Here is a 24603-nt window from a genome sequence, read left to right as displayed (position 1 = left end):
GGCTTTCGACGGCCTGCTCATGTCTGTCCATCGCATGGTTCGTTCGTGCATCAGAGACCTCTCAACGTCGTCGTCGGTGGCGTGCCGATGTGATGTCGTGCCACTCGCCCGGGCGGCACTGCAACGGACGAGATGTGAGACAGTTGTGCACGCGGCTACGAAAGCGCTTACGTAACCGCTTTCGTCAACCTACAACGAAGAGAGTGAAAGTGGCAAGGATCGCCGCCTTCGCGCGTGCGATCAGCGGGCGGCGAGCGACCTCGCAAGCGAAGCGCCCGCGGCGTGCAGCCATCGCGCCGGTTCGGCGAGCGCGGCCGAGGTGGAACCAGCGAGCTCGGAGAGCGAGACGGATGCCGCGAACGACGAGGTATCCGCGTCCGGGGTGATGCGACCAGCGACGAGGAGGGCCGTGGCACCTGCTGCACGGGCGGATGCCGCGACGTGCGACGGCACCTTGCCGGCGGCGGACTGACGATCGAACGAGCCCTCCCCCGTGACGACGAAGGATGCGTCGGCCAGGGCCGTGTGCAGGCCGACGAGTCCTCCGACCTCCGCCGAGCCCGCGACGAGCCGCGCTCCCCATGCGAGCAGCCCGAACCCGGCGCCACCCGCCGCACCCGCTCCCTCGGCGAAGGGGTCTGCAGGCAGGAGTGCGGCGAGGCGCGCGAGTCCCGCATCGGCGCGCACGACCTCGCCGGAATCCAGCCCCTTCTGCGGGCCGAACACGGCGGCCGCGCCGCGCTCGCCGAGGAGAGGATTCGTCACGTCGCTGAGGACGATCGCACCTGCGGCCGGCAGCGGCAGGAGGCCGCTCAGATCGACCGCAACCACGTCCGCCAGGCCTCGGGCGCCTTGGACGATGGCATCACCCGCCGCATCGGTGAACCGGGCACCGAGCGCCGTGAGGAGCCCTGTACCGCCATCGGTCGAGGCGCTCGAACCGATGCCGAGGACGACGCGCGACGCCCCCGAGCCGAGCGCCGCACGAATCGCCTGGCCGAAGCCGAGGGTGTGGGCGTCCATGCCAGCCCGCCGGATGCCCAGCATCTCGATCCCGCTCGTCGACGCCAGCTCGACGACCGCGGTACCGCCCGGCGCATCCGGCGTCGCCGGTAGCAGGAGCCATGAGGCGGCGGTCGCCCTCCCGTCCGGGCCCGTCACGACGACCGGCACCCGGATCGCACCGTCGACCGCCGCGGCGAACGCATCCACGGTTCCTTCTCCGCCGTCCGCCATGGGCCGGAGCATCACGCGATCGGCTGGGAGGACCGACGCCCAGCCCGCGGCGAGCGCGGCGGCGGCATCGGCGGCCGCTATCGAGCCCTTGAAGCTGTCGGGCGCGAACACGATCGATGTCAGCGACATCCGGCGCCGGCTCGGGTTCCCACGCACGCGCGGGCCATCAGTCGGCTCGGGCCGAGCCGCCGGCACGTGCCAGTGAAGGCGAGATGGTCGTGGCGAAGGCGTCCGCCGTGCGGCGCACGACGGACGCCGCGTCGGCCGCCCAGATGTCGGCGTTGAAGATCTCGACCTCGATGTCGCGGTCGTACCCCGTCGCGATGACTGCCGCCGTCAAGGTGCTCAGGTCGATGACGCCGTCACCGGGATAGTGCCGGCTCAACAGCACGTCCGCCGGAAGCGGCGTCTTCCAATCGCAGACCTGGTACGTGGCGATTCGCCCCTCGCGTCCCGCCCGGCTGATCTGCGCGAGCACGTCGGGATCCCAGAAGATGTGGAAGGTGTCGACGGTGGCACCCACCACGCGCGGATCGAAGTCGGCGGCGATGTCGAGCGCCTGGCCGAGGGTCGACACGACGCAGCGGTCGGTCGCGTACATGGGATGCAGCGGCTCGATCGCGAGCGTGACACCGGCGGCGGCGGCATCGGGCACCAGTTCGCCGATCGCGTCGCGCACCCGCTCGCGCGCGCCGGCGAGGTCACGCGAGCCGTCGGGCAGCCCACCCGCGACCAGCACGAGAATCGCCGTCGACCCCTCGGCACCGGCCGCCGCCAGGGTCGCGGCCTCCTCGATCGCGACTCGGTTGTCGGCGAGCGACGCACGACGCGCCGGCCCCTCTGGCATCGTGAAGAACCCCGACCGGCAGTGGGTCGTGAAACGCAGCCCGGAGTCGGACAGCATGGATGCCGCCGTGGCGAGGCCGACCTCCTGCACCGGCTCGCGCCACAGGCCGATCGCCTGCACCCCGGCCTCGGCCGTCACACGGAGGGCGGTCGGGAGATCGGCGTGCTTGATGGTGGCCTGATTGATCGACAGGCGCGGGTCGACGGCGCCGTCGTGGGATGCGCTCATGCGGATGCCCCCGGGGTGTCGACTCCGTTGCAGCGCAGCATCCCGTGCCAGCGGGCGGCCGCGAGTTCCGGCCGCTCGAGCGCACCCGTGGCATTGGCGAGTTCGACGATGCGCGAGAGGTGCGGCAGGCTCCGTGCGGAGTGCAGACCGTTGACCATCTGGAACGCGGCCTGGTGGCCGTTGAGCCACGAAACGAAAGCGACACCGGTCTTGTAGTAGAACGTCGGTGCGGCGAAGATCTGTCGGCTGAGTTCCTCGGTGGGACCGAGAATGGCGAGGTAGCGGTCCGAGTCGCCTGCGTCCAACGCCTGGATCGCCGCCGAGGCGACCGTGGTGAGGGCGGCGAATGCGCCGAGCAATGCATCGGAATGCTGTCGGGGCGAGGCGGGGTCGCGCTCGGGCTGTGGTGCATCGGGCACGTCCGAGCCGCCGATGAGGCCCACGTAGTTGAAGTCGTCGCCCGTGAACATGCGCACGCCCTCGGGGAGACGCTCGCGCACCGACACTTCGGATGCAGCATCCAGCAGGCTCATCTTCACGCCCGAGATCTTGTCGGCGTTCTCCCCGATGATCTCGAGAAGCACATCCGCCGCGACGCGCCGATCGGACGAACCGAAGTAGCCCTCGAGCAGCGGGTCGAATGCGGTGCCGAGCCAGTGCAGGACGACCGGCGTGGTGGCCGAAGCGAGCACGCCGCGGTACACCCGGCGGTAGTCGTCGGCCGACTGCGCTGCACGTGCGAGGTGGCGCGATGCCATCAGCACCGGCCCGGCGCCCTGTTCCTCGGTGAAGTGCAGTTGCGTCTTGTAAGCGTCGATCACGGCGCTCACCGAGATCCGCTCGTCGTCGATGTGGTCGGTGTTGACCCCGACGACGACCGAGCCGCCCTCCTCACGCGCGACCTGCGCGGAGCGCGAGATCAGCTCGCGGGTAGCCGCGGCATCCAATCCCATGTTCCGCTGCGCGGTGTCCATCGCATCCGCGACGCCAAGGCCCCACGAGTACACGTGCCGACGGAACGCGAGTGTGGCGTCCCAGTCCACGTCAGCGGGCCGGCCCGGAGTGTTGTCGGCGAAGACCCGTGGCACGACGTGTGCCGCGGCATACGCGACGCGGCTCCGCAGTGCGCCCGTGGGCTTGGTGTGCCCGGGGGCCTCCGCGAGAGGGACCGCGGAGGTCGCGCCGTTGGAGGAGATCAGCGTGAGGTTCGTCATGCGCGTCAATCCAGCGAGAGCACGGTCAGCTCGACCTTGCGTCCCTCACGCGCCGACTGCAGGCCGGCTTCGGCCAGCTGTACACCGCGGGCGCCGGCGAGCAGGTCGAACTCGTAGTCGGTGCCCAGGACGTAGGACATGAGGAACTCCTCCCATTGCTGGCGGAACCCGTTCTGGAAGACGTCGTTGGTGGGGACGTTCGCCCAGTCCGCGTCGTAGTCGTGATCGTCGGCGAGGTCGGGGTTCCACACCGGCTTCGGGGTGGCGTTGCGATGCTGGATCTTCGCGCCGAACAGCCCGACGACCGCCGACCCGAGCGTGCCGTCCACGTGGAACTCGACGAGCTCGTCACGGTTGACCCGCACGGTCCACGACGAGTTGATCTGCGCGATCGTGCCGCCCTCCAGCTCGAAGATGCCGTATGCCGCATCCTCGGCGGTGGCCTCGTACGGCTCGCCGTTCTCGTCCCAGCGGGTCGGAATGTGCGTCGATGCCTGCGCGTAGACGGTCTCGACCTTGCCGAACAGGTTCTCGAGCACGTAGTTCCAGTGCGGGAACATGTCGACGATGATGCCGCCGCCGTCTTCGGCACGGTAGTTCCAGCTGGGGCGCTGGGCGGGCTGCCAGTCGCCCTCGAAGACCCAGTAGCCGAACTCGCCGCGCACGCTCAGGATGCGGCCGAAGAAGCCGGAGTCGATGAGGCGCTTGAGCTTCTGCAGGCCCGGCAGGTAGAGCTTGTCGTGCACGACGCCGGTCTTCACGCCGGCCTCGCGGGCAAGACGCGCGAGCTCGAGCGACTCGTCGACGGATTCGGCCGTGGGCTTCTCGGTATAGATGGTCTTGCCGGCGGCGATCGCCTTGCGCAACGCGGTGGCTCGAGCCTTGGTCACCAGGAAGTCGGCATAGATCTCCCAGCGCGGGTCGGCCAGCGCGGCATCCAGATCCGTCGTGTAGTCCTCGATGCCATGCTTGGCGGCGAGTTCGGCGAGCTTCCCCGGGCTACGGCCGACGAGCAGCGGCCTGACCGTGACCTTCGTGCCGTCGGGGAGCTCGATGCCACCCTGGTCGCGAATCGCGAGGATCGAGCGCACGAGGTGCTGACGGTAGCCCATGCGGCCCGAGACGCCGTTCATGATGACGCCGATCTCGCGCGTCTCGGGAAGGGATGCCTCGGTCGAGGCTGTGGATGGGACTGACATGTCGTTCCGTTCTTCCGTCGTGAATTGATGTTCGGGGGCGCTACAGCGCCGCGCCGGGCTGCTCGGTGACGTCGCTGCGGGCTGAGGGCTGACCGCCCAGGTAGAGATCGGCGAGATTCGGATCCGCGAGCAGCTGGGGCGCCGGGCCTGAGATGTGCACGCGGCCGAGGTCGAGGACGCAGCCGATGTCGGCCGTCTCCAGTGCCCGGCGTGCGTTCTGCTCGACGAGGAGCACGGCCGTACCGGCATCACGCATGCGAGCGACCTGCTCGAAGACCTTCGCCGTCGTCTTCGGGTCGAGGCCCATCGACGGCTCGTCGAGCAGCACGACCTTCGGGCTCACCATGAGTGATCGGGCGAACTCGACCTGCTTCTGCTGGCCTCCCGAGAGGAGTCCTGCGAGCTGCTTCCATCGTTCCCCCACGATGGGGAACAGATTCTGGACGAACTCGACGCGCTCCTGCACGACGATCGGGTCCTTGACCGTGAACGCCCCCAGCATGACGTTCTCGCCGACGGTCATCTCTCGGAACACGCTGTGCCCCTGAAGGACGTGGGCCAGCCCATTCTGCAGCATGGTCTGCGGCCCGTCACCCGTGACATCCTGCCCATCGATGCGGATGCTTCCCGACCGGGGGATCAGCATGCCGCTGGCCACCTTCAGCACCGTCGACTTGCCGGCGCCGTTCGGGCCGACGAGACAGACGACCGAGGCAGGGGGCACTTCGACTGTCAACCCGCGCAGGACGAGCGCGGCGCGGCCGTAGCCCGCCTCGATGTCCCGCAGTTCGAGAAGGTTCTTCGACTCAGACTCCAAGGTAGGCCTCCAGGACTCGCGGGTCGCGCTGGATGATCGCGGGTGCGCCTTCTGCGATCGGACGACCGCGGTCGAACACCACGAGGTGATCGCACAGGCTCATGACCATCTCCATGTTGTGCTCGACGATGATGAAGGTCTTGCCCTCGGCGTTGAGCTCACGCACGAGGGTCGAGATGCGCCCGATGAGCGCGGGGTTGACGCCTCCCGCGGGCTCGTCGAGCATGATCGTGTCGGGATCGCCCATCAGGACGCCCGCCAGCTCGAGCAGCTTCTGCTGGCCATAGCTGAGGTTGCGCGCTTCGGCATGCTCGAGGTGATCGATGCCGACTCGCCGCAGCCATCCCCTCGCCCGTTCGAGCTCCTCCGGATCATGGGCGGAGTGGAGTTGGCGCGCGATGTTCGTGTGGCGCACCGCGACGAGCAGGTTCTCCATGACCGTCATGCGGGGAAAGATCCTGCACAGCTGGAAGCTGCGTCCGATCCCGGCGCGCGCGATGCGATCGGGCGACTGACGCGTGATGGCACGGCCGCGATACGTGACGATTCCCGCATCAGGCTTGATCATGCCCGTCACGCAGTTGAAGAAGGTGGTCTTACCGGAGCCGTTGGGTCCGATCAGGCCATTGACCTTCCCCTCCTGGAACTCCACCGACGCGCCATCGACGGCGGTGACGCCTCCAAAGGACTTGGTCATCTCGATGGTGCGCAGGTTGCCTTTCGTGGCCGCCTGGTCTTCTTGACGGGCGTTCATGACGTCTCCTCTCCGGACGCGTCGGGGGTTCGGGACTCCTGCTTCGCGCTGCGAGCGCGATTCTGATCGAGCAGTTCTGCGGCGGTGACCTCGCGGATCGAGGCCTGCGAGGACGACCGCGTGAACAATCCCTTCACGGCCGGGATGATCCCATCCGGCATGAAGAGGACGACGATGCCGAGCAGGAGTCCGGTCGCGACCAGGTGGAACTGCGTTTCGCCGAACTCGAGTTTGAAGTACTCGAGCGCGAGGCCCACGACCACGGCACCCAGCAACGGCCCGAACAGATTCCGCACGCCTCCGAGCAGCGCCATGAGCACCATGTACGAGCCGATCAGGATGGAGAACTGGAAGATCGGATCCAGATCGCCGAACCACAGTGCATAGAGTCCTCCGCCGAGCGCCACGAAGACCGCTGACAAGACGTAGGCGATCAGCTTGTAACGCGTCGTCGGAACGCCGAGCGACTGAGCCTTGTCCTCGTCCTCGCGAATCGACTTGAGCGCGGTCCCGAACTTCGAGCGATCGATGATCCACCAGACGACGAGAGCCAGGGCGAGGAGTGCAGCGAACAGGTAGTAGAAGACGCGATGATGCTCCGGCCGAAGAAGGTCGGGGAATGGGCGCGGAACGTTCAGGCCGTCAGAGCCGCCCGTGACCTCACGCCAGCCCTGGAACACCAGGAGCATGATGAGCACGAACGCGATCGACACGATCACGAATGATGCGCCCCGCACTCGCAAGGCCGCGATGCCGATCGGAATCGCGATGATCGCGACCAGCAGCGACGCGACGATCCAGGCGACGAAGCTCGGAAGTGCCAGGTACTTGATCGCCAGCGCGGTCCCGTAGGCACCCAGCCCGAAGTAGGCGGCGTGCCCGAGGGAGATGTAGCCCGTGAACCCTCCCATGAAGTTCCAACCCGTCGACAGCACGGCGTAGTTGAGGATCACGACGCCCGCGGACAGGATGTACGGATTCGGTGCGATCGAGGGGAATGCCAGGACGAGGGCTGCTCCGACGAGCAGGAGCGCGACGCTCACCCACCGTGACCAGGTGGGTCGCACGGGGGCGGATGGTGGGATCACGACCGTTTCGGTGATCACGGGGCCTGAGCTAGAAGCGCTGGGCAAGTCGACCTCCGAAGAATCCTTGCGGGCGGAACATGAGGGTGAGGAACAGCGCGACGTAGAAGACCGTCTGCGCCCACGTCGACCCCAGAGGAAGCTGAAGCAGGCTCTGCGCGACGCCGAGGACGAGAGCCGCGATCGCGGCGCCGGGGATGCTGCCGAGACCGCCGACGACGATGATCGCCATCAGGGGCCCGATCCAGTGCCAGTGCAACGAAGGGTAGATCGTGGCGTCGAGCGAGAGTGCGGTGCCACCGATCGCGGCAGTTGCGAGACCGAGGCCGAAGCCGTACCCCGCGACGCGCTCGGTGTTGATCCCGACGAGCCGCGCAGCCTCCGGATGCTGGATGGTCGCCCGCAGGGCCTGTCCGAATCGCGTGTACTTCAGGACGACGAAGAGCAGTGCGAGCGACAGCGCCGCCAGTCCGAAGGCGATGAGCTTGACGACCGGCACCTGCGCGCCGAAGAAGTTGAGGCTCTCGCTCGCGTAGGGCAGGGGGATGCGCCGCTGGGTTCCCGAGAAGATGAACCCCAGCCCTCCCTCGATCACGAGGGCGACAGCGAACGTGAGGAGCACCGACATCATGGTCAGGGTGAGGGGCTTGAGCCTCGAGACCAGCAGTCGCTGCGTCAGGAGACCGGCGACGAAGAACAGGGGCACGGTGACGATGAGCGACACGAGCGGGTCGATGCCGGTCTCGCGGTTGAACCACCATGCGAGGTAGGCGGCGAGGATGAGGAAGGCCGAGTGCGCGATCATGACGACGCGCATGATGCCGAAGTAGAGCGTGAGGCCCGCTGCCAGGAGGGCGTAGAGCCCTCCCAGCAGCACGCCGAGGATCACGCTTTGCAGCAGGAGGGATCCACTCACGATGCGCCGGTCACCAGGTCGGCTTCGGGAAGAGGAAGTCCCCTTCCTTGACGTCCTCGGGGAGGACGATCAGGATCTCGCCGTCGATCCACTGCTGGATGAGGTGAGCGCCATTGGGCTTGCCTGTCTCGTCCCAGCTGAGCGGTCCGACGACCGTGTCGACAGTGTTGTCGTGCAGCCAGTCGATGAGTTGCTGCTGGCACTCGCCCTGTTCGGCGCAGCCGACGGCTTCCACCGCGGCGGCGACGACCTGGCCGGTCGTGTAGGCGTTCGCCTCATCCTCCGCCGGCGGATTGCCGTGCATCTCGGTGTACTTCTCGACGAATTCGACGTTGCTCGGGAACTCCGACGTCGGCGAGTATCCGGTCGGCGCGAGGATGCCCTCGGTCGCGTTTCCGATGGCGGCGGCGAACTCCGGGTTGGTCGGCGCAGTGGAGAACGCGGCGAGCTCGGGCTGATAGTCGAGCTGCTGCAGCGCGATGATCAGGTTGACGGCATCCTGATACTGCGTCCCGCCGATCACCATGTCGGCGTCGGACTGGGCGATCTTCGCCGCGATGGTGGAGAAGTCCGTCGTGTTCGGGGGGTAGACCTCGTCGACCAGGACCTCGACGCCGCCTGCCTCGAGCTTGTCTCGAAGCCCGTACGCCGTGCCCTGTGCGAACGGGTCGTCCATCGCCGCGACGGCGACCGTCTCGGGGCGCTCCGTCTCGGGAAGTGCGAGCAGGTAGTCGGCGAGGTTGTTGTAGTGGTCGTCGGCCACGGCCGGCGCAGCATAGAAGAGGTTGTCGAAGCCCTGCTCGAAGACCTCGGCGGCAGCGCCGGCAGGCTCGACGAACAGCATTCCGTACTCCTGGGCGACCCGCGCCGACGGGACGACGAGGCGGGTCGAGAACGGTCCGAAGACGAGATCGACGCCGTCCTGCGCGATCAGCGACTCGTAGTCGGAGACCACACGGTCGGCGTTCGACTGGTCGTCGAGGATCTTCAGCTCGACCTGACGGCCGAGAAGGCCACCGCTCTCGTTGACGATGTCGCGCCAGGCCTCATAGCCTCGCTCCACCCCCTTGCCCGGCTCGGAGAAGTCACCCGTGAGCGGCAACGAGATTCCGATGACGATCGGGTCCTCGGAACCTCCCCCTTCCGGCTGCTCACTCCCTCCGGAGCAAGCCGAAAGTACGATTGCGGCAATCGATGCCATGGCAATCGCCGCGGCGATCTTTCGACCGTGAAGTGGTGCGGTCATCCGAGCCTCCTACGTCATCGTAGCGAAAGCGCTTGCGTAAGCGCTTTCGTCACTATAGTTGGAGGAAAGAGCGAGAGCAACCCGCAGCGCATCACTGCTTCGGTTCGCTCCACGGAGGGGGTTACGTGAAGCGTGCAGGCGCGCCGCGGCTGATAGACGTGGCCAATGCTGCGGGGGTCTCCCTGGCGAGCGCGTCGCGCGCCATGACCGGCAGCCCGGGTATTTCGCCCGAAGGCGCCGCCCACGTCCTCCGCGTCGCCGAGCGCCTCGGCTACGAGCCCAACCTGCACGCCCGGGGCCTCGCGGGCGGGCTCGTGCCGACGATCGGTCTCGTCGTGCACGAGATCGGCGATCCGTACTTCGCCGACATAGCCAGCGGCGTGATCCGCAGCGCGACGCTGGAGGCCCGGTCCGTCCAGATCGCCCAGGCCGAGCGCACTCCCGCCAGCGAACTCGCTCAGGTGAAGGCTCTGCTGCACCAGCGCGTGGGGTCGATCATCATCGCCGGCTCGGGCTACTCCGACTTCGCCCGGGAACGACCGATGGCGCAGGTACTCACCGACTTCACGCTCGCGGGCGGCCGAGTCGCGGTCATCGGGCGCCACCACCTCCCGGTGGACTCCGTGCTTCCCGACAACCACGGCGCGGGTGTCTCGGTGGGAAGGCACCTGGCCGAGCTCGGCCACCGCCGGATCGGCGTCGTCGCCGGGCCGCTCGACCTGAACACGGTCGCCGATCGCATCGCGGGGCTCCGCGAAGGCACGCGCCTCGCCGACGTGGAGCTGACCGTCGTGTCCCACGAATTCACCCGCGAGGGCGGCATCGCCGGCGCTCGCGAGCTGCTCGACACCGATGTCACCGCGATCGTCGGACTGAACGACGCGATGGCGATCGGCATCCTCCGCGAGCTGCGCCAGCACGAGATCCGGGTCCCCGAGGATCGATCCGTCGTCGGATTCGACGACATCTCCGTCGCCGCAGACGTGGCTCCCGCGCTCACGACCGCGCGCATCCCCATGTTCGACATGGGACGCCACGCCGTCGCCCTCATCGTCCGCGCGGCAGGCGACGAGCCGCGCACGATCTCCACCACGCACGAACTCATCGTCCGCCGGTCGTCGGGGCCGCCGCCGGGATCGTGAGCGCGGGGCGGAATCGCGACGGCGACAGGAACCGCCCATCAGCGCGAAACTCTGAAAGGCGGCACTCACGCACCCGACGGCGGGTTCGCGAGCAGCTCGACCCGGTCGGCGAGGTAGCGGTCGAGCGGAGTGAGCGAATCGGGCAGCGACGGGCTCCAGCGCACGAACAGTTCGTCGTCGACCACCACGAGCGGTCCGGATGCCCCTGCGCGCACGAGCTCGGCCGGGTCGACCGGCACGGCGCCGAAGTTCACGGTCTCACCCTCGGCGAAGCCGCCCTTCACGGCGGCTGCGGCGTAGGCGCGCTGCTCGGCGATCGCCGCGGCCGGGGTGCTGCGCCTCACGGGGCGTTCGGCGCGCACGACCCGGCCCGTCGCGAAGAGCTGCCCGTCGGCGTCGACGAGCAGCACCCCCAGGCGCCACACCCGGCCGATCGGCGTCATCCGCGCCGCGCGCGGGATGCCGAGGGTGCGCCGCTCGGGCACGTACTCGGCGAGCGCCTCGTCGCGAGCGCTGTGCCTGCCGAGTTCCGCCGCTGCGGCAGAACCGGCAGCGGCGAGCGCCTGCAGCACGGCCGACGACGGCGACGAATGAGCCGGCACGGGCGCCGGGGCATCCGTCATCGTGATCGCCCGATCAGCTCGAGCAGGGCGAGTCCGTACGCCTCGGCCACGTCGGGATGCTCGAAGCGGCGCGTCTCGCCGCCGAGCTCGATCTCGACCTCGAACGCGTCGTCGAGACGTCGCAGCGCGCGGAACGCCCCGCGCAGCAGTTCCCGCAGCTGGTCTTCGCGCGGCAGCCACACCGCGTCGCCGACGGACACCGAGTCGAGCGCCCATTCGGTCGTGCCGTTGAAGCCGAGGATCGTGTCGGTCGGAAACTCCTGCGGCTCGATCGTCATCTCGCTGACCGTGAAGACGTCGGCCTCGATCTCGGACTCGACGGCGCCGGGCACGTGGAGCTGGAACCGGTCGCCCGACTCCGGGTCCCACGCGAGCCCGGCCTCCCGCAGCGCGAGGGCGAGCTCGCGACCGATCACGAGGCGCTCGCCGGCACCGCGACGCTGTAGTCGGCGTCGACGAGGATCGGCATGTGGTCGGACGACCCGCGCGCGAGCGTCTCGACGCCGGCGATGTCGAGCCCGACCGACGTCGCGAGGTCGAAGTGCCCGCGGAAGAACTTGTACCTCGTGTAGGTGCGCTTGTCGCTGAGCGTCAGGTCGTAGCCCGAGTCGCGCACCTTCTCGCCGAGGTTCTCCTTGAAGATCGGGTAGTTGTAGTCGCCGACCATGAGCGTCGGCAGACCCGGACCGAGGAACTGCAGCTCGCCGAGCGCCGACTTGATCTGGTGCCGCCGCAGCGAATTCAGCGCGGTCAGCGGCGCGGCATGGAACGAGGCGACGATCAGCTCGCGCTGCGCCTCGTTGTCGTAGAGGCGCACGCCGATGAGGCGCTCGTGCGCGGGCTGCAGCAGCCGGTCGTGCAGCGACTTCTTGAGCGCGAACGCCTGGATGCGCACGGCCCGGAACCGCTCGGCGTCGTAGTAGAGCGCGAGGCCCAGCCGGTTGCGCTGGGTCGCGTCGGCGAGCTGCAGGTCGTGGATCTGCTGCGGCAGGTCTTGCGTGTCGCACTCCTGCAGGCACAGGATGTCGGGCGCATAGCGCTCGACGAGCCCGACGAGTTCACCGCTCGCCCGGTGCTTGCGAAGGTTGTAGCTGATGACGCGCATGATTCGATCAGCCTACGTCTCCCTGCTCCTCAGGTCTCCAGATTTCCGGATCAGATGGGCCGACGTCCCGGCGCGACCCCGACGCGCACGTGCAGGCCGGTCGCGGCCTCCTCGAGCGCGAGGTCGAGTTCGGCGAGCGGATGTGTCACACCCACGAGTTCGTCGAACGGCAGCGACTGCCACGACCGCTCGAGGAACCCGACCGCACGCTCGAGCTGACCCGCCGTGTAGTTGTGCACGCCGGTCACGGTGGCGAGTCGGCGCACGATCGTCTCGGGGTCGAGTGTGACCTCGGAACCCGGTGAGACGCTGCCGACGAGCACGGCGACACCGCCGACTCCGACGACGTCGAGCACGGTGCGCACCGCCGCAGCGCTTCCGGATGCCTCGATCGCGACGAGCACCTCCGGCAGGCCCCGCTCGGCGAAGCCGGCGAGCACGGTGTCGAGTCGTTCGGGTGCGGCGCCCCGCGCGAGCGGGTCGGCCGTGACGACGCCGAGCCGTCGGGCGAACGCCCGCCGCGAGGCATCCGGATCGGCGACGACGACCTCGGCGCCGGCCTCGACGGCCATCGCGGCGACGGAGAGTCCGATCATGCCGGCCCCGGTGACGAGCACGAGGGCGCCGTCGAGCTCGACCTTCGCCTCGGCGGCGTCGAGGGCGGCGACCGCGGTCGCCGTCGCGCACGAGGCGGGCGCCGCGATGGCCGCCGGCAGCGACTCGCTGACGCGCACGGTCGCGGTGCCCTCGCGCAGCTGCACGTGCGTGGCGAACCCGCCAGACAGCTCCCAGCCGCGGTGCACGCGCTCGTGCCCGTACTTCGCGAGCGTGCGGCACTTCTGCGTGAGCCCCCTGCGGCATCGGTCGCAGTCGCCGCAGCTGACGGTGACCGACCAGACGACGCGGTCGCCGAGTTCGAGCGGCGACCCGTCGGCCCGCACGGCGCCGTCGCCGACGGCGACGACGCGGCCGACCTGCTCGTGCCCGAGCACGAGCGGCGCGGGGGCCGAGCGGTGGCCGCTGACGGTGTGCACGTCGGAACCGCAGACGGTCGCGAGTTCGACCTCGACGAGCGCCTCCCCCGGCGCGAGCCGCACGCCTGGCGCCGCGAGCGCCTCGTGCGGGCGCCCGGGTTCGTACCAGACCATGGCGACCGGTGAGGGCTTGACGATGACGTCGAGGTCGCCGACCCGCACGACGGTGTGCATCGACATGGCGCTACTCGCCGCGGAGGCCGAGCAGCGCGGGCAGCTCGACGATGGACTCGATGACGGCGTCGGCGCCGGCCGCCTCGAGGGCGTCGCGGTCGTGGGCGCCGCTCAGGACGCCGACCACGAACCCGGCGCCCGCGTTGACGCCCGATGCGATGTCGCTCACGGTGTCGCCGACGACGACCATCGCGTCGACCGCGCTCGCCCCCGTGCGCAGCAGCGCGGTGAGCGGCATGTCGGGGTGCGGGCGACCGCGACCGGCATCGGCCGGCGACAGCAGCAGGTCGGCCAGGTCGTGCCAGCCGAGCGCGTCGATGATCGCGGTGCGCGTCTCGGGCGAGAACCCGGTCGTGAGCACGACAGATGCCCCGGCACCCCGCAGCTCCCTGATGACGCCGGCCGCACCCGCGATCTCGGCGACGCCCTCGCTCGCGACGAGCTCGGCGTACGCGCCCTCGAAGGCGGCGTTGCCCCGTTGCGCGGCGTCTTCGTCGCCATCGGCGAGCACGCGGAACACCTCGATCTTCGACTGGCCCATCGTGTCGCGCACGTACTGCAGCGCGGCGTCGAAGGCATCCCCGGTGGCGATGCCGCTGCGCTCGGCGGCCAGGGCGAACGCCCGCTCGACGACTCCGTCGTCGGCGACGGTGGTGCCGGCCATGTCGAGCACGATCAGCTCGATGTCACCGGACTCCTCGTCGTCGTCGAAGTCGTCGTCCTCGAACTCTTCGACCTGTTCCTCGAGCTCCTCGGCGGCGAGCGCACGTGCGTCATCCGCACCGTTCTCGGCGAGTTCGGCCAGCTCGTCGCGCTCGGCGAGTTGATCGTCGGAGAGGTCGACGGAGGTGTTCGCGGTCATGATGCGCCTTTCTGCAGGGTGATCGTGGGTGCCGAGGCGAAGCCCGGCTCGTCGGCGGTGATCGTGACGTCGCCGGAGAACCCGGCGACGACGTGCTCCGACAGCCCGAGGCCCGTCGTCATGCCGATGCCGGTGGTCGCGCTTGCGAGGTGCACGCCGGGTTCGACCTCCTCGATGAGGAAGTCGTCGGGCCCGCTCGCGTAGACGCCCTGCCACCGTTCGACGACGCGCAGCTCGTCGATGCCGAAGAGCAGGCGGGTCTCGTCGAGCATCGACTCGAAGGCGAACTCGGGCTGGAAGGGAGCGACGGTGGCGCCCCGGGAGTGGGTGTCGCCCACGATGAGGGTGCCGTCGGGAAGCCGCGTGTACATCTGGTTCAGGTCGAGCGCTGCGAGGTCGGGCCGCTCGGCGTGCAGCCGCGCGCGGAGCGCCGCGGCCGCCGGCGTCGCCGAGAAGGCGCCGTAGCGCACGAGCGACCACCCGGTGAGGAGCGGCGCGGCCAGCGGCATCCGCAGTTCGGCGGAGACCCGCATCATGTCGAGCGAGCACCGCACGATGCCGTGGCGTTCGGCGACCTCGGGGTAGAGCAGGTCGATGTCGTGGTTCACCGCCACGACGACTCGGCCGACGTCGATCGGGCCGCGGCTCGTCTCGACCCGGCCGGGGCGCACGGCGCCGACCGTGGTGCGACGGCGGAACTCCACGCCCTCCCGTTCGAGGTGCGCGGCGAGTGCGGCGACGGCCTGACGGGGGTTCGCCTGCAGGTCGCGCGGGAGGAACGCGCCGCCGATGGCCGTGCCCGGGGCGAGCGGCATCCGCGCTTCGGCCTCGACCGCCGTGAGCAGCTCGACCTCGTCGCCGCGCGTGCCCGCAAGATCGCGGAGCACGGCGAACTCGTCGTCGCGGCGAGCGGCCACGAGGGTGCCCGACTCGCGCAGCCACACGCCGGCATCGAGGGCGAGCCCGAGCCACAGTTCACGAGAGGTGAGCGCGAACTCGCGGGCGAGCCCGGCCTGCGGGGTGAAGCACAGGTGACCGAAGTTGCGCACGGATGCCCCGGACGGCTCGCTTCCCCGCTCGATCACCACCACCCGCTGCCCGCGACGATGCGCGGCGAGTGCGGCCCCCAGGCCGACGATCCCCGAACCGACGACGGCGACGTCGAAGCCCGCCGCGCCTGCCACGGCGCTCACCGGAACACCCGCCGCATCCACATCGCGATGCCCTCGACGATGAGCACGGTGACGAGGATCATGAGCACGATCGCGGTCACGACCGCGTAGTTCGAGCCCTGGCCGGCGTTCAGCAGGTAGTAGCCGATGCCGCCGCCGCCCACGATGCCGAGGATCGTCGCCGCACGGATGTTGGTGTCGAGCAGGTAGAAGCTGTGGCCGATGAGCGCCCGCGTGCCCTGCGGCAGCGTCGCCGACGCGTAGACCTGGCCGCGGCTCGCGCCGGTGGCGTGAAGCGCGCGCTCGGGCCCCGACTTCACCTCTTCGAACGAGTCGGCGATGAGCTTGCCGAGCAGGCCGATGCCTCCGAACGCGAGGGCGAGCGTGCCCGCCTGGCTGCCGAGGCCGGTGATGACGATGAGCACGATCGCGAGGATCACCTCGGGGATGCCGCGGATGACCACGAGCAGGAGCCGCATCGAGGTGCGCACGGTGCCGTTCGGGGCGACGTTGCGGGCGGCGAGCGAACCGACGAACACCGAGACGACGAAGGCGAGCAGGGTCGCGGCGAGCGCGATGCCGATGGTCTGCGCCATCGCGCCGAACATGGTGGCGGCGTCGTAGTTGCCGAAGCTGGGCGGCCAGAACTGCACGGCGATCGCGGGGACCTTCGCCCAGAACGTGACGAGGTCGCCCCACTGGATGTTGCAGACGAGCACGCTGCCGACGACGACGGCGAGCGCGACCCAGCCCCAGACGGTGTTGCGGATCCGCACGGCGTCCCACGGGCGGCGGAGCGCCGCCTCGAGCTCCGCCGGGCGAGGAGCCGACGATCCCGCCGGTCGAGTAGCCGACGAAAGAGGCGTGTCGAGACCCGCCGACGAGGTCTCGATACGGCGCTGCGCGCCTACTCGACCGGCGAAGCGCACGACCCGGTCGCCGAGGCCGCGCCCCGTCGGCGTGCCGCCGAGCATGGCCTGCCGCACGACGCTCGAGACGATCTCCATCACGACGCAGAGCGCGAACATCACGAGCGCGATACCGAGGCCCTCGGAGTAGTTCAGCGACTTGAATGCGAACGACATCTCCATGCCGAGGCCGACGACGCCGACGTAGCCGAGCACGACCGAACCGCGCAGGTTGATGTCGTTGCGGTGCAGCACGGTCGCGACCCACGACGGGAGCACCTGCGGCAGGATGCCGCTCGTGAACTCCTGCAGCTTCGAACCACCGGCGGCGCGGATGGCGCGGCGCGGGCCCTCGTCGATCTGCTCGATGGCGTCGGCGAAGAGCTTGGCGATCATGCCGATCGAATGGATGCCGATCGCCAGGATGCCCGGCAGCGAACCGAGCGAGAACATGAGCACGAAGACCATCGCGAGCACGACGTCGGGGATCGCACGGGTCAGCACCGTGACGAAGCGGCCGAACGCCTGCCAGCCCCGGCCCGGCGTCGTGTTCGACGCGGCGAGGTAGGCGACGGGCACCGAGATGACCGCGGCGAGCAGCGTGCCGCAGAGCACGAGCCCGATCGTGAGCGCGGTCAGGTAGAGGAGCTCCCCCGGCTCGGGGAAGGTGATGGGGCCGACGCGGGCGAAGAACCGCTCGGCGTTGCCCCAGCTGTCGATCATGCTCGGGATCGAGATGCCCGAGTCGGCGAGGGCGATGACGGATGCCACGACGATCGCGCCGAGCGTCAGGATCGCCGCGATGCGCTCCGGTGAGACGCGGCGGCGGGGCGCCCGTTCGGCGATCGAAGGCGAGGGCGGCGGTGCCGACGGGGTCGGCGGCGTCGCGGTGGCGAGGCTCATGAGCGCAGCGCGCCGTCGGCGAGGCGGGTCTCGGCAGCGGCGTCGACCGCGGCATCCGTGAGCTCGATCTCGATCGCCTCGAGCTCGGTGGTCGACGTGGCGACCCGGCCGTAGATCTCCATGACCTGGGCCTTGGAGAGCCCCTCGGCGGGGGTGTCGAGCACGACCTCGCCGTGGCGGAGGCCGACGATGCGGTCGCCCCACGAGAGCGCGAGGTCGACCTGGTGCAGGCTGCAGACGACGGTGAGTCCCTCGTCCATCGCGATCTCGCGGATGAGCGACATGACCTGCTCGCTCGACTCGGGGTCGAGTGAGGCGACGGGCTCGTCGGCGAGGAGGATCTCGGGGCCCTGCATGAGGGCGCGTGCGATGGCGACGCGCTGCTGCTGGCCGCCCGAGAGGGTGTCGGCGCGCTGGTAGGCCCGGTCGAGCAGGCCCACCCGGTCGAGATGGCCGAGCGCGGTGAGCTTCAGTCGCCGCGGGTAGCTCCAGAGGCCGATGCGCGGCCCGCGGAGCTCGGAGAGCGCGCCGGTCAGCACGTTCTCGAGCACGGTGAGCGAGGGCACGAGGTCGAACTGCTGGAAGACGAAGCCCATGCGGCTGCGCAGGGCCCGGAGGCGCCGCCCCGAAAGGCGCGGCACCTCCTGGCCGAGCACGCGCACGGAACCGGAGGTCGGGCTCTCGAGCCCGTCGAGATGACGCAGCAGCGTCGACTTGCCCGATCCCGAGAGCCCGAGGAGCACCACGATCTCCCCCCGCGCGACCGTGAGCGACGCCCCCTGCAGCGCCACGGTGCGGCCGAACTCCTTCGTGAGTCCGGTGACGTCGATGACGACTCGATCCTCGATGCCGACTGGGGTGCTCATGCGGTGCTCCGTGTTCCCTGTTCCGTGCTTCTTCGACCGTGGTCAGTGCCGAGGCGTCAGCCCTGGCACTGCTCCGCGTTGGTCTGCTCGCAGATGTCGCGGATGGTGTCGTAGTACGCGTCGTCCACCGGCGAGGTGGCGAAGAAGACGCTGCGGAACGCATCGCTGTCGGCGCTGTCGATGCCGGCGGCGATGATCTCGTCGATCGTGACCTCGCCGAGGATGTCGGTCAGCTGGGTCTGCAGCTCTTCGGGAAGCGTGTTCGAGAGCACGATCGGAGCGCCGGGGACCATGGTCTCCGCGACGATCTCGACCTTGTCGCTCTTGGCGACCTCGCTGTCCTCGGCGAAGCCGGCCTCGCACTCGACGCCCTCACCGGTCTTGGTGACCGAGACGTCGTGCTTGCCCGCGAACACCGGGGTGACGTCGGTCTCGGGGTCGATGCCCTCGTTCAGCAGGTTGTAGCTCGGGAACAGGTAGCCCGAGGTCGACGACGGGTCGACGAAGCAGACCTTCTTGCCCTTGAAGCCGGCGAGGTCGGTGATGGCGCTGCCCTTGGGCACGATCGCCTGCGAGAAGTAGCCGGGCTCCTGGCCCTCTTCGGTGATGATCGAGGAGATCGGGGTGAGCGCGGCGCCGTTGTTCGTGGCCGTCACATAAGTGAAGCCCGAGAAGGAGGCGACGTCGATCTTGCCGGCGACGGCGGCCTCGATGAGCGCGGCGTAGTCGGTGGACTCGTGGTACTCGACCGTCTTGCCGGTCTCCGCCGCGATGTAGTCCATGAGCGGCTGGTAGTTCGTCTCGGTGTCGACCGAGTCGGGAACGACGCCGAAGACGAGCGTGTTCTCGTCGACGGCGAACGTGCCGCCCGAGGCATCCGCTACGGCGTCGTCGGCCGTGGAGGGCGACGAACAGGCGGCGAGGCCGACGGTGAGCAGGGCCGCTGCGGCGATCGCGGGCCAGGCCTTGGTGTTGAGCTTCATCGGAAACCTTTCGTGACCGCTGCGCCCGGTGCAGGCGCATGCTGTGTGTTCCGATGGCTCAACGTAGGCAGCTGCCGCCAACACCGGGCGGCGGCGTGGTTACCGGAAGGTGAACCGCGCGCGGCGTTCTCGGGACGGCATCGGCCGCGCCCGACTGCTCGTCGTGTGACGATGCGTTGCGCCCGGTGACGCGGGCGCGAGCAGCCGACCTCCATCGCCCCATATCGTGCGGGCATGACCCTCCTCGACGACACCACCACGACCGCCTTCCCGCCCGCCGAGCGCGCGGAGCGACTCGCCGCAGCCGGCGCAGCCTGGGCCGACCGCATCGAGCGCAACCCCGATGCCGCCAACCTCACCTACACCGTCACGGGCCGGGGCACCGGTGCCGTCGCGAGCGCGATCACGGCCGGCCGCCACCGCTTCGAGGTCGACGAACCCGCCGCGCTCGCCGGCGACGACGTCGCCGCGAGTCCGGTGGAATACGCCCTCGGCGCGCTCATCTCCTGTCAGATCGTGGTCTACCGGCTGTACGCCGGCGCACTCGGCATCCAGCTCGACGACATCGAGATCACGGCCGAGGGCGACCTCGACGCGCGCCGGCTGTTCGGCATCGACGAGTCGGTGCGGGCCGGCTTCAACCAGGTACGGCTCACCGTGAAGCTCCACGGCCCCGAGAGCGCCGAACGCTACGAGACGCTCCGCGAGACCGTCGACGCGCACTGCCCGGTGCTCGACCTCTTCGCCAATCCGGTGCCGACGACCGTGGTGCTCGGCTGAGCGTTCGCGAAGCGCGCTCGCCTCAACGGCGGATGCGTCCCGGCCCCATCGCGGCGCCGAGGCCGACGACGATGATGCCGGCGAAGAGCCACCCGTAGCGGCCCGAGACGACGCCGATCACGGCCAGCACGATGCCGACGGCGACCACGATGCGCGACAGGATGCGGCGCACCTTCGGCCGGGCGAAGAACCGAGGCTGCTCGGCGGGCTCGCTCATGCGCCGACGGTGAACGTCGTGCCGGTGGCGTCTTCGGCGAAGGCCCAGAAGCGGGCGCCGATCGCGGCATCCGTCGACGTGCGCGTGGGGGTCTGCAGGGCGGGCGGGCCCTTCGTCGTCCAGCGTGGCCCCCAGAACTGGCCACCCTCGACGCCGGGCGCGGTGAGTGCGTGCAGCGGCACCTCGGCGCCGCGATGCTTGCCCTGCGCCCACGCCGCCTGCAACGCGTCGCGGAACCGCTTCGCGGTCGACGGCTCGTTCACCCCCGGCACGCGCGGCGTTCTGCCGCCGGTCGAATAGCCGGGGTGGGCGACGATGCTCGCGACAGGTGCATCCGCTGCTCGAAGCCGCCGGTCGAGCTCGAAGGCGAAGACCTGCGTCGCGATCTTCGACTGCGCGTAGGCGCGCCAGGAGTCGTAGCCGCGCTCGAGCTGCTGCAGGTCGTCGATGCGGAACGTCGAGAGCCGGCTCGACAGCGAGCCGAGCGTGACGATGCGCGCGCCCGGTGCGAGGTGCCCCAGCACCTGCGCGAGCAGTGCGAAGTGACCGAGCACGTTCGTCGCGAGCACGAGCTCGTTGCCGTCGGGCGACTCGAGCCGGGTGGCCGGTGTGTGCACCATGCCCGCGTTGGCCACCACGCCGTCGAACGACGGGCGGTGCAGCAGGCGAGCGGCGCCGGCGCGCACCGAGGCGAGCGAGGCGATGTCGATGACGAGCGGTTCGACGGATGCCTCGGGGCGCGCGCCGCGGATCGCGGCCATCGCCGCCTCGAGCCGTTCAGGGCTGCGCCCGGCGAGCACGACGTGCGCGCCCGCGCCCGCGAGCCGCGCCGCCGTGAAGAAGCCGAGCCCGGCATTCGCGCCGGTCACGAGGTACCGTTTGCCCGCCTGCGACGGCATCGCCGCCGGGTACCAGCTCACAGCCCGGGGCTCACAGCTCGTCGGCGGTGTCCGAAGCCGCCGCGCCGTTGGCGAGCTCTTCGTGGTGCTGGATCACCTCGGCGACGACGAAGTTGAACCACTTCTCGGCGAACGCCGGGTCGAGGTGCGCGTCGATCGCGAGGTTCCGGAGCCGGGCGATCTGGCGCCGTTCGCGGTCGGGGTCGCTCGGCGGCAGACCGTGCGTGGCCTTCAGCCGGCCGACCTGCTGGGTGAACTTGAAGCGTTCGGCGAGCAGGTGGATGAGTGCCGCGTCGATGTTGTCGATGCTGGATCGGATGCCGAGCAGCTCGCTCATGGCAGCATCACGTTCGTCGAAGGCCCCGTCACTCATGCTTCGAGCGTACTTCCATCCGAACCGCCCGGTCCTCCAGGTAGTGCTGCTCGATGAGGTTGCCGGTCATCGCCGCGGCCGCCCGGAACTCCTCCCCGGCGAGCTCGTGGTCGCCCGCGCGCCCCAGGAGGTGGGCGCGAACCGCACGCACCCGTCCGCTCACAAGCGGATCCTCCGAGAGCCCGTGATCCCGGTCGAGATCGTCGAGCAGGGCGAGGCCGCGTTGCGGGCCGTAGGCGTGCGCGACGGCGACGACCCGAGAGAGGCGCACCGGGGCCGTGGGTTCGAGCTGTTCGAGCCCGAGGTAGAGCGCGGCGATCTGCGGCCAGTCGGTCGCGTCGTCCGAGGCGGCCTCGACGTGCACGGCGGCGATCGCGGCCTGCAGCTGATAGGTGCCGATGCTGCGGCGGCGCCACGCGCGCTCGATGAGCGCCTTCCCCTCGGCGAGCATGTCCCCGTCCCATCGCCCGCGATCCTGCTCGGCCAAGGGCACGAGCTCGCCAGACGCACCCGTCCGCGCCGCTCGTCTGGCCTCGGTGAGCAGCATCAGCGCCGTGAGCCCCTCGGGCTCGGGTTCTCCCGGCAGCATCCGCTGCAGCATCCGGGCCAGGCGGATCGCCTCCTCGGTCAGGTCGCGGCGGCCGAGCTCGTCGCCGGAGCTGACGGTGTAGCCCTCGTTGAAGATGAGGTAGAGCACCCGCATGACCGCCTCGATGCGAGCACGGCGGTCGCCGTCGGGCGGCAACTCGAACCGCGCCCCCGCCCGCTTCAGCTGCTGCTTCGCCCGGCTGATACGCACGGCCATGGTCGCTTCGGAGACGCCGTAGGCGTGTGCGACCTCCGCCGTCGTGAGGCCGCCGACGGCGCGCAGCGTCAACGCGATCTGCGAGGCCGCGCTGAGCGCCGGGTGACAGCACAGCACGAGGAGATGCAGGCTGTCGTCGTGATCGACGACCGCGGGCCCCGGCGCGGTCGGGTCGACGAGCGAGGGGTCGGATGCCGCGGCCGCCTCTTCGCGGCGATGCGCAGCCTGCTCGGAGCGGAGCAGGTCGATCATCCTGCGGTAGGCGACGCGGATGAGCCAGCTCCGGGGTTCGTCGGGAACGCCCTCGGCCGGCCACTGCCGGCTCGCGGCGATGAGCGCCTCCTGCACGGCGTCCTCGGCCACGTCGAAGCGGCCGAATCGTCGCACGATCGCGCCGAGCACCTGCGGCGCCTCGGAGCGCAGCAGGTGCTCGACCTCCCGGTCGCGTGTCATCAGGCGAAGTCGTCGCCCATGATCGGGCGGATCTCCATCGGCTCGCCGAGCATCTCGACCATTCGGCTGACGATGTCCCGCGCGCGTTCGAGGCTCGCGACGTCGATGACGGCGAAGCTCGCGAGCACCTCCTTCAGCTCGGCGAACGGCCCGTCCGTGGCGACGACGCCAGACTCGGTCTTCCGCACCGTGGTGGTGACGGCGGGATGCCCGAGGCCCTCGCTCGTGACGAACTCGCCGGTCGCCCGCAGTTCGGCCTCGAACTCCTGGTAGATCGCGAACGCGGCGAGCGCCTCCTCGGTCGGGGCATCGGCGGTCGCCGCATCCCAGCTCGCGGCCGGGGTGTAGCTCAGCACGAGGAACTTCATGATGTGTCCTTCCAGACGGCGCGGTCGACGCCACGCTATTCGAATCGATGATGGGGATCGAGGGGTCACGCGGCACGTCGGAGTCTCAACGCGACCACCGTCGTCCATGTGAAGGCGACGACGCCGGTGAGCGCGACCTGCACGCTCGCACTCTCGGGGGTGACGGGCAGCAGCATCACCAGTGCGGTCACGCCATTGCCGATGGCGGGCCAGACGGCGCGGCGACGGATGTCGCGAACGAGCAGCACGATGCAGGCGACCGCCAGGGCGGTGAACGCGATCGCGGCGGCCGCCGAGTGCACGACCGAGTGCCACGACATCGGCACGATTCCCTGCGGCGCTCCGAGCGGGAAGCCGAGCTGCGGATCCATCGTGAAGCACCCCGCCGCGATGAACCCGGCGCCGAAGATGCCGATGAAGAGCGGCGCGGCACGCCGGCCCAGCCCCTCGATGACGACCCGGCGATGCACGACCGCGAGGGCGATCACGCCGAGGCCCGTGAGCACGAACGTCGCGATCTGGATCCACCCGAGCGACCCGGTGGAGAGCTGGCTGATGGGGTGCTGCCGGAGGTCGAAGCCGGGGCGCGTGAGCATCTGGATGATCGCCGAGGCGTAGAAGAGCGGACCGGCGAGCGCGGCGGCCACGGCGAGGCGGCGAGTGGACTCGCGGCGAGCAGCGGTCGGCGACTCGGTGCGTGCCTGGTGATCGAGGTGTGCGGTCATGGTGTCCTCCCGGTGTGTTCGGAATCGTTCCTGTACCGCTACCTCGGAGCCACCGGCACCGTCTTGACATCGCCCGGGGAGATTCGTTTCGGGAAGATCTCGGGCTCGGATGTCAAGGCCGGGTCGCCGGCTCCGAGGTATCCGTGACGGCGCAGACCGATGCGCCGCGAACGAGAGGAACGACCATGGACGACGACACTGCGACCTCCGACGCGAGCGACATCGACGCCTTCGGCCTCGTCGAAGAGCAGGAGCCCTCGCTCGTGGTGCGAGCGCTCGACCGACTCGTCGGCACCTGGACGGTGACCGGCGGCGCAGAGGGCACGGTGCGCTACGAGTGGATGCCGGGCGGCCACTTCCTGCTGCAGCACGTCGAACTCGCCCAGTTCGGGCTGCCGATCACGGGCCTCGAGGTGATCGGCCACCTGCACCCGTTCGGCGAACCCGCCGGCGCCGACGTCGTCTCGCGCTTCTACGACTCGGCGGGCAACACGCTCGACTACGTCTACGAACTCGTCGGCGACATCCTGACGATCTGGGGCGGCGCGAAGGGCAGCCCCGCCTACTTCCAGGGCACGTTCAGCGCCGACGACCAGGTCGTCGACGGCGCCTGGGTCTACCCGGGCGACGGCGGCTACCCCTCGACGATGACGCGCGCCTGATCGCGCA

27 protein-coding genes are annotated in these 24603 nt (G+C 69.8%); 3 read left to right on the top strand and 24 right to left on the bottom strand.

The window, feature by feature from the left end:
• Positions 1–240 precede the first annotated feature (240 nt).
• The 9 genes from JOE59_RS17670 to JOE59_RS17630 are packed head-to-tail and all read right to left on the bottom strand — an operon-like array spanning position 241 to position 9497.
• A complete protein-coding gene (locus JOE59_RS17670) occupies positions 241–1359 on the bottom strand; it encodes a glycerate kinase (protein ID WP_204463470.1) in 1119 nt (372 codons plus the stop codon).
• A gap of 43 nt (positions 1360–1402) precedes the next feature.
• The gene (locus JOE59_RS17665) at positions 1403–2311 is read right to left on the bottom strand and encodes a sugar phosphate isomerase/epimerase family protein (RefSeq protein ID WP_204462856.1); all 909 of its coding nucleotides are present in this window, start codon (positions 2309–2311) and stop codon (positions 1403–1405) included.
• Entirely contained in the window at positions 2308–3525 is a 1218-nt protein-coding gene (locus JOE59_RS17660) for a dihydrodipicolinate synthase family protein (RefSeq protein WP_204462854.1), read from the bottom strand. The genes JOE59_RS17665 and JOE59_RS17660 overlap by 4 nt, the downstream gene beginning before the upstream one ends.
• Before the next feature lie 5 nt (positions 3526–3530).
• Positions 3531–4724: a Gfo/Idh/MocA family protein gene (locus JOE59_RS17655; protein WP_204462852.1), complete on the bottom strand. Its 1194-nt coding sequence runs from the start codon at positions 4722–4724 to the stop codon at positions 3531–3533.
• A 40-nt stretch (positions 4725–4764) separates the two neighbouring features.
• Positions 4765–5541 (bottom strand): ABC transporter ATP-binding protein, encoded by a 777-nt coding sequence (locus JOE59_RS17650; protein ID WP_204462850.1) that lies wholly within the window; start codon positions 5539–5541, stop codon positions 4765–4767.
• Positions 5531–6295 (bottom strand): ABC transporter ATP-binding protein, encoded by a 765-nt coding sequence (locus JOE59_RS17645; protein WP_204462842.1) that lies wholly within the window; start codon positions 6293–6295, stop codon positions 5531–5533. The genes JOE59_RS17650 and JOE59_RS17645 overlap by 11 nt, the downstream gene beginning before the upstream one ends.
• A complete protein-coding gene (locus tag JOE59_RS17640; protein WP_307837110.1) occupies positions 6292–7401 on the bottom strand; it encodes a branched-chain amino acid ABC transporter permease in 1110 nt (369 codons plus the stop codon). The genes JOE59_RS17645 and JOE59_RS17640 overlap by 4 nt, the downstream gene beginning before the upstream one ends.
• A 10-nt stretch (positions 7402–7411) precedes the next feature.
• Complete coding sequence (locus tag JOE59_RS17635; RefSeq protein ID WP_204462840.1) at positions 7412–8296, bottom strand: branched-chain amino acid ABC transporter permease; 885 nt, start codon at positions 8294–8296, stop codon at positions 7412–7414.
• A 10-nt stretch (positions 8297–8306) separates the two neighbouring features.
• Positions 8307–9497: an amino acid ABC transporter substrate-binding protein gene (locus tag JOE59_RS17630; RefSeq protein ID WP_275581258.1), complete on the bottom strand. Its 1191-nt coding sequence runs from the start codon at positions 9495–9497 to the stop codon at positions 8307–8309.
• Between the two features lie 203 nt (positions 9498–9700).
• Here JOE59_RS17630 and JOE59_RS17625 point away from each other — a divergent pair, with 203 nt between their 5' ends.
• Positions 9701–10684, top strand: a complete 984-nt coding sequence (locus JOE59_RS17625; RefSeq protein ID WP_307837109.1) for a LacI family DNA-binding transcriptional regulator — start codon at positions 9701–9703, stop codon at positions 10682–10684.
• 65 nt (positions 10685–10749) lie between these two features.
• On the opposite strand, the gene JOE59_RS17620 is transcribed toward JOE59_RS17625, so the two are convergent.
• From JOE59_RS17620 to JOE59_RS17580, 9 genes are read right to left on the bottom strand one after another with little or no spacing between them, the layout of a single operon-like run.
• The gene (locus JOE59_RS17620; RefSeq protein ID WP_204462834.1) at positions 10750–11307 is read right to left on the bottom strand and encodes a hypothetical protein; all 558 of its coding nucleotides are present in this window, start codon (positions 11305–11307) and stop codon (positions 10750–10752) included.
• Positions 11304–11723, bottom strand: a complete 420-nt coding sequence (locus JOE59_RS17615) for a pilus assembly protein CpaE (protein WP_204462832.1) — start codon at positions 11721–11723, stop codon at positions 11304–11306. The genes JOE59_RS17620 and JOE59_RS17615 overlap by 4 nt, the downstream gene beginning before the upstream one ends.
• Positions 11720–12412, bottom strand: coding sequence for an endonuclease/exonuclease/phosphatase family protein (locus JOE59_RS17610; RefSeq protein ID WP_204462830.1), 693 nt, complete (start codon positions 12410–12412; stop codon positions 11720–11722). The genes JOE59_RS17615 and JOE59_RS17610 overlap by 4 nt, the downstream gene beginning before the upstream one ends.
• A gap of 50 nt (positions 12413–12462) precedes the next feature.
• On the bottom strand, positions 12463–13626 hold the full coding sequence (locus JOE59_RS17605) for an alcohol dehydrogenase catalytic domain-containing protein (protein ID WP_204462827.1): 1164 nt from the start codon (positions 13624–13626) through the stop codon (positions 12463–12465).
• Positions 13627–13630: 4 nt separating this feature from the next.
• Positions 13631–14482 (bottom strand): phosphonatase-like hydrolase, encoded by an 852-nt coding sequence (locus JOE59_RS17600; protein WP_204462825.1) that lies wholly within the window; start codon positions 14480–14482, stop codon positions 13631–13633.
• Positions 14479–15675, bottom strand: coding sequence for a TIGR03364 family FAD-dependent oxidoreductase (locus JOE59_RS17595; protein WP_307837108.1), 1197 nt, complete (start codon positions 15673–15675; stop codon positions 14479–14481). The genes JOE59_RS17600 and JOE59_RS17595 overlap by 4 nt, the downstream gene beginning before the upstream one ends.
• On the bottom strand, positions 15672–17465 hold the full coding sequence (gene phnE, locus JOE59_RS17590) for a phosphonate ABC transporter, permease protein PhnE (protein WP_204462817.1): 1794 nt from the start codon (positions 17463–17465) through the stop codon (positions 15672–15674). Before phnE ends, JOE59_RS17595 begins: the two co-directional genes overlap by 4 nt.
• Entirely contained in the window at positions 17462–18331 is an 870-nt protein-coding gene (gene phnC / locus JOE59_RS17585; protein WP_204462815.1) for a phosphonate ABC transporter ATP-binding protein, read from the bottom strand. The genes phnE and phnC overlap by 4 nt, the downstream gene beginning before the upstream one ends.
• Before the next feature lie 56 nt (positions 18332–18387).
• Positions 18388–19314 (bottom strand): phosphate/phosphite/phosphonate ABC transporter substrate-binding protein, encoded by a 927-nt coding sequence (locus tag JOE59_RS17580; protein ID WP_204462812.1) that lies wholly within the window; start codon positions 19312–19314, stop codon positions 18388–18390.
• Positions 19315–19548: 234 nt separating this feature from the next.
• Between JOE59_RS17580 and JOE59_RS17575 the strand changes: the two genes are divergently transcribed.
• Entirely contained in the window at positions 19549–20094 is a 546-nt protein-coding gene (locus JOE59_RS17575; protein ID WP_204462810.1) for an OsmC family protein, read from the top strand.
• Between the two features lie 22 nt (positions 20095–20116).
• Here the strand turns inward: JOE59_RS17575 and JOE59_RS17570 are convergent, their stop codons facing one another.
• The 6 genes from JOE59_RS17570 to JOE59_RS17545 all read right to left on the bottom strand — a co-directional run bounded on the left by JOE59_RS17570 (position 20117) and on the right by JOE59_RS17545 (position 23934).
• On the bottom strand, positions 20117–20311 hold the full coding sequence (locus JOE59_RS17570; protein WP_179551361.1) for a hypothetical protein: 195 nt from the start codon (positions 20309–20311) through the stop codon (positions 20117–20119).
• Positions 20308–21231 (bottom strand): SDR family NAD(P)-dependent oxidoreductase, encoded by a 924-nt coding sequence (locus tag JOE59_RS17565; protein WP_307837107.1) that lies wholly within the window; start codon positions 21229–21231, stop codon positions 20308–20310. The genes JOE59_RS17570 and JOE59_RS17565 overlap by 4 nt, the downstream gene beginning before the upstream one ends.
• A 10-nt stretch (positions 21232–21241) precedes the next feature.
• The gene (locus JOE59_RS17560) at positions 21242–21583 is read right to left on the bottom strand and encodes a chorismate mutase (protein WP_204462808.1); all 342 of its coding nucleotides are present in this window, start codon (positions 21581–21583) and stop codon (positions 21242–21244) included.
• Positions 21576–22841, bottom strand: coding sequence for an RNA polymerase sigma factor (locus JOE59_RS17555; RefSeq protein WP_204462806.1), 1266 nt, complete (start codon positions 22839–22841; stop codon positions 21576–21578). Before JOE59_RS17555 ends, JOE59_RS17560 begins: the two co-directional genes overlap by 8 nt.
• On the bottom strand, positions 22841–23209 hold the full coding sequence (locus JOE59_RS17550; RefSeq protein ID WP_204462804.1) for a YciI family protein: 369 nt from the start codon (positions 23207–23209) through the stop codon (positions 22841–22843). Before JOE59_RS17550 ends, JOE59_RS17555 begins: the two co-directional genes overlap by 1 nt.
• Before the next feature lie 65 nt (positions 23210–23274).
• Positions 23275–23934, bottom strand: coding sequence for a DUF998 domain-containing protein (locus JOE59_RS17545; protein WP_204462802.1), 660 nt, complete (start codon positions 23932–23934; stop codon positions 23275–23277).
• Between the two features lie 185 nt (positions 23935–24119).
• Between JOE59_RS17545 and JOE59_RS17540 the strand changes: the two genes are divergently transcribed.
• Entirely contained in the window at positions 24120–24596 is a 477-nt protein-coding gene (locus tag JOE59_RS17540) for a hypothetical protein (RefSeq protein WP_204462800.1), read from the top strand.
• The last annotated feature ends 7 nt before the right edge of the window (positions 24597–24603 follow it).

Origin of the sequence: Agromyces cerinus (assembly GCF_016907835.1) — a bacterium.
Taxonomy (GTDB): Bacteria; Actinomycetota; Actinomycetes; order Actinomycetales; family Microbacteriaceae; genus Agromyces; species Agromyces nitratus.
Note: the sequence above shows the minus strand (reverse complement) of the source record. Positions and strands in the feature narration are given on the sequence as shown.